This is a genomic window from uncultured Nevskia sp., assembly GCF_903885465.1.
In the GTDB taxonomy this organism is placed as follows: Bacteria; Pseudomonadota; Gammaproteobacteria; order Nevskiales; family Nevskiaceae; genus Nevskia.
Map to the genome: position 1 here is coordinate 1 of NZ_CAISIQ010000016.1, position 5,157 is coordinate 5,157.

Here is a 5,157-nt window from a genome sequence, read left to right on the forward strand (position 1 = left end):
CAGACGCACCGCATCGGCGCCGTGCGACTCGATGATCGCCGCCGGGTCGACACCGTTGTTCTTCGATTTCGACATGGTGCCGAGGCCGCTGGCGACCACCGTTTCGCCGGTGTTCTTGAGCTTCGCGCCGATCGCCGAACCCTTGGCATCACGCTCGACTTCGACATCCTTGGGCGCGATCCACTCGCGGCCACCGGATTCGGTGGTCCGGTAATAACCTTCGGCCAGCACCATGCCCTGCGTCAGCAGGCGCTTGAACGGCTCGGCGACCGCCGGCAGACCGCAGTCACGCATCAGCTTCGAGAAGAAACGCGCGTAGAGCAGATGCAGGATCGCGTGCTCGATGCCGCCGATGTACTGATCGACCGGCAGCCAGTAAGCCGCGCGCTCGTCGACCATGCCGGTTTCGCAACCTGCACTCGCGAAGCGGGCGTAGTACCAGCTGGAATCGACGAAGGTGTCGAAGGTATCGGTCTCGCGCCGCGCCGGCTTGCCGCATTGCGGGCAGGCCACGTTGACGAATTCCGGCAGCCGCAGCAGCGGATTGCCGCGACCATCCGGCACCAGATCTTCCGGCAGCCGCACCGGCAGTTGATCGGCCGGCACCGGCACCGCGTCGCAATCCTCGCAATAGATGATTGGGATCGGGCAGCCCCAGTAGCGCTGTCGCGAGACGCCCCAGTCGCGCAGACGATAGTTGACACGACGACGCCCGGCGTTCTGCGCTTCGAGCTTGGCGGCGATGCCGTCGAAGGCGTCCTTGAATGCCAGGCCGCTGAACTCGGCGGAGTTGATGGTGAATGCTTTCTCGGTGAACGCACCTTCGGACAGATCCGGCGCCGGGCCCTCAGCCGCAGCGGCGATCACGGCCTTGATCGGCAGACCGTACTTGGTCGCAAACTCCCAGTCGCGCTGGTCATGACCCGGCACTGCCATCACTGCGCCGGAGCCGTAGCTCATCAGCACGAAGTTGGCGGCGTAGACCGGCACGCGCGCACCCGTCAGCGGATGGATGACGTCGATACCAAGCGCGACACCGCGCTTCTCCATCGTTTCCATCGCCGCTTCGGTGACATCGCCACGGCTGGCTTCCTCGACGAACGCAGCGACCGTCGCATCCCGCGAAGCCGCTTCCAGTGCCAGCGGATGCTGGGCGGCAACGCTGACGAAGGTCACGCCGTACAGCGTGTCCGGACGTGTGGTGAAGACGGTGAGCTTTTCGCTGCGATCGGCAACAGTGAAGTCGATCTCCAGACCTTCCGAACGACCGATCCAGTTCGACTGCATGGTTCGCACCGCTTCCGGCCAGTGTTCGAGCTGCTTCACTTCCTCGAGCAGTTCATCGGCGTAGGCAGTGATCTTCAGGAACCACTGCGGAATCTCGCGCTGCTCGACGATCGCACCGCTGCGCCAGCCACGGCCATCGATGACCTGCTCGTTGGCAAGCACGGTCTGATCGACCGGATCCCAGTTGACGCGCGAATTGCGGCGATAGATCAGGCCGCGCTTCAGCAGCTCGGTGAAGAACCACTGCTGCCAGCGGTAGTACTCCGGCTCGCAGGTCGCCAGCTTGCGGTCCCAGTCGTAGCCGATGCCGAGCTGCTTCAGCTGGCCGCACATCGTGTCGATGTTCGAATATGTCCACTGCGCCGGCGGCACGTTGTTCTTGATCGCCGCGTTCTCGGCCGGCAGACCGAAGGCGTCGAAGCCGATCGGCTGCAGCACGTTCTTGCCCTTCATCCGCTGATAGCGGCTGATCACATCGCCGATCGTGTAATTGCGTACGTGGCCCATGTGCAACTTGCCGGACGGATACGGAAACATCGACAGGCAGTAGAACTTGTCGGCGCCCGGCTTCTCGACCGCCTTGAAGCACAGGTTCTCGGCCCAGTAGGACTGCGCTAGTGCTTCGACTTCGACGGGGCTGTAGTCAGGCTTCATTGCGGGCTTCAAAGGGTGCTTCGTTGAGGCTTCAGGAAATGCGATGCATCAATCGCGGGCCGGGCACATCGCCGCTGCGCATGCAAAAGGTCGCGTAGTTTACAGCGCGGTCCGATCGATCCGGCTGCCGGTCTCTGAGGGCCAGGAAGCGCGCCTGAAGCTGACGGTTTTTGTCACTGCGGGACGGAAAGTCGTCGGTTGCGTCAGCTTTCCGAGCACTGCAGTTTTCAGAAGACCTTCATTCGAAAGAGATTTTTTCGACAACTCGCGTGGCACAGGCATTGCTCGCTAGCTTGGTTGGCTCTCCCCCAAACCGCCACACCATCCAAGAGCATCTATCCATGAAAAAGACTCAGCAGGGCTTCACCCTGATCGAACTGATGATCGTCGTCGCGATCGTCGGCATCCTCGCCGCCATTGCACTGCCGGCCTACCAGGACTACATCGGCCGCGCGAAAGTGACCGAAGCCGTCGCCCAGTTGGACGGCGCCAAAACCTCGGTCGCCGAATATGTAGCGTCGCAGGGCGCCTGCCCGGCAACGACCTCCGCCTCCGGAGTGTCCTCACCAACCGGCGCGAAGTACGTGACCTCGGTTGCGACCGACGCCGCCTGCAACATCGGCGCGCTGGTGCAGAGCGTCAATGCTGGCATCGACGGCAAGTACATCATCCTGGTCGCGTCCAAGCAGGCCGACAACAGCATCACCTGGAATTGCGCAACTAACGCAGATACGGCCAACTTCAAGTATCTCCCGGCGAATTGCCGCACCGCCGGTACATTCACCGCAATTCCGTAAAACGCATCTGCCTAGCTAGCCTGACCATTCTCGTGGACTGGAGTGCACGTGCCCTCGTTGCCCTTGACGGCGGTAGACAGCCGATGGTCTCAGTAAGCACCTGTTGTTGAAACGCCGCCCTCCAGGGCGGCGTTTTTCTTTCCGCGAAAGGGATCTGCAATTTCGTCGAGGCTTCGGGAGATTCGATGTAGCAGTCGTAGCCGGACACATCGCCGCCATGCATGCAAAAGGTCGCCTAGCTTGCGGCGCGGTTCAATGGAGTCAGCTGCCGGACTCTACTGACCGGGAGGCGCGCCTGAAGCTGACGGTTTTTGTCACTGCTGGACGGAAAATAGTCCGTCGCGTCAAGTCTCCGATATCCGATATTTTCCATAAAATATTGGTTTTAATAGTATTTTTCGTGACTATCCGCATGGCATAGGCATTGCTCCCCAGCTTGGCGATTCTCCCCAAACACAGCCACACCTTCCAGGAGCTTCCATCCATGAAAAAGACCCAGCAGGGCTTCACCCTGATCGAACTGATGATCGTCGTCGCGATCGTCGGCATTCTCGCCGCCATTGCACTGCCGGCCTACCAGGACTACATCGGCCGCGCGAAAGTGACCGAAGCCGTCGCCCAGTTGGACGGCGCCAAGACCTCGGTCGCCGAATATGTAGCGTCGCAGGGCGCCTGCCCGGCAACGACCTCCGCCTCCGGAGTGTCCTCACCGACCGGCGCAAAGTACGTGACCTCCGTTACGACCGACGCCAACTGCAACATCGGCGCGCTGGTGCAGAGCGTCAATGCCGGTATTAACGGCAAGTACATCATCCTGGTCGCGTCCAAGCAGGCCGACAACAGCATCACCTGGAATTGCGCGACTGACGCAGCGACGACGAACTTCAAGTATCTCCCGGCGAATTGCCGCACTACCGGTACGTTTACGGCGGTTCCGTAATATCGATCTGCTGACCTTGGGCCGCGACACGCGGTAGTAATCGCAGGTTCTCTGTACGGCCTTCGAAGGCTCTGGTCAGCCCCCGGTTCCGGCAAGCAATTGTTGTGAAACGCCGCCTCATGGGCGGCGTTTTCTTTCCGCGAAGGGAATCTGCATTTCGTGAACGCCAAATCGCAGTCCCTCATCAGCGCAGGCGCTGTCGCTGCTTTCACCGCCTCCTGCCTTTACCTGGGGGGCTATCAGGTGATTCCGCTGTATGTTTCATCAGCCGTGCTGTTGGCGCTGCTGATCTACGGAATCAATGTCGCCCGTGGCGCACCGCCTGATCGCCGTTCGCACTCGTTCAGCGCGATCACCCTGGCGATATTCGCGACTTACTGCCTGGCGACCAGCAAGCTCAGCCTGCTGCCCAATCTTTCGCTGCTGGCAGCCTGGGTGTTCATGGCCATGCCCCTGGCCTATTTCGCGACAACAGTAGCGCTGCGCGACGACAGGGTATGGCGCTCCAGTCTCAAGCTGATCCAGATCGTCGCACTGGGGGTGCTGGTGCTCGGCGTCATCGAGTTCGTGTTGCTTCGCGGTCGGCCGTTTTCGATTTTTCTCGATTTCAATGTGCTGGCGGCGTTCTGCAACGTCTTCGCGCTGCCAGCGATCGCCCAGCTTCATGACAGGGTGCAGGCCGATGGCTTCGCCGTTGCCTTGCGGTCCCGCACGGCATGGTTTCTATGGGCGGCGTTGCTCTGTCTGGCTGCAACAGCCTCACGCGGCGGGCATCTCAGTTTTCTGCTTGGCGTTGCAGTCCTCGGCGCTTTGCTGATTCGTCATGACCGGCACGCCTGGAAAACGGTGGCCGCGAGCCTTGCGATCTTCGTGGCTTCGCTGGCGTTGATCGTGCCGTTCCAGCACCACGCGAGTTCGTTGTCGCGGCTCACAGGCATCACGAATGACCAGTCGACGCAGGATCGGCTGGAGATATTGAGATCCACCTGGCGGATGGTCGAAGACGGGCCCTGGTACGGCAGCGGCCTGGGCACCTACAAGGTCCGCTATCTGATGTTCCGCAGCCCGGGAGATTCTTCGTCGAGCGGCGATCTCGCTCATAACGATTACTTGCAGGTGCTCGCCGAAGGCGGTCCGGTGCTGCTCGGCACGCTGCTGCTGCTCGCCTTCGGCGTCGTGTTGGCTGCCCGCAGACTATGGCGCTCTGCGCACAGCACCTCTGATTCACCGAAATTCATTGAGGCCGCGGGCCTTGTTGGCGGACTGAGCTGCTTGTTCGCTCACGCCGCAGTGAATTTCATCTTCTATGCGATGCCGCTGGCGATGATCACCGGCCTGTACTTCGGCAGGCTGGATAACCTGCGCACCGACATACCGGCATCCCTCCCTCGTTTCGAGGCAACGCCCCGCAGCCTGACGCTGCTGCTGTCCGGCCTAATGCTGTGGCTGACCGCAACCGTAGGCTTGCAAGGCTTTTAC

The 5,157-nt window shown here is 61.2% G+C and carries 4 protein-coding genes; 3 read left to right on the plus strand and 1 reads right to left on the minus strand.

Features of this window, described 5'->3' with window-relative positions; all coding sequences use genetic code 11:
* Positions 1 to 1,941: leucine--tRNA ligase (gene leuS / locus QZY06_RS00545; RefSeq protein WP_295678804.1), on the minus strand; the 1,941-nt coding region annotated here is incomplete at its 3' end.
* 341 nt (positions 1,942 to 2,282) lie between these two features.
* Here leuS and QZY06_RS00550 point away from each other — a divergent pair.
* The 3 genes from QZY06_RS00550 to QZY06_RS00560 all read left to right on the plus strand — a co-directional run.
* Positions 2,283 to 2,738, plus strand: a complete 456-nt coding sequence (locus tag QZY06_RS00550; protein ID WP_295678807.1) for a pilin — start codon at positions 2,283 to 2,285, stop codon at positions 2,736 to 2,738.
* Between the two features lie 484 nt (positions 2,739 to 3,222).
* On the plus strand, positions 3,223 to 3,678 hold the full coding sequence (locus QZY06_RS00555; RefSeq protein WP_295678810.1) for a pilin: 456 nt from the start codon (positions 3,223 to 3,225) through the stop codon (positions 3,676 to 3,678).
* A gap of 159 nt (positions 3,679 to 3,837) precedes the next feature.
* The coding region (locus QZY06_RS00560) for an O-antigen ligase (RefSeq protein ID WP_295678814.1) at positions 3,838 to 5,157 on the plus strand (1,320 nt) is incomplete at its 3' end.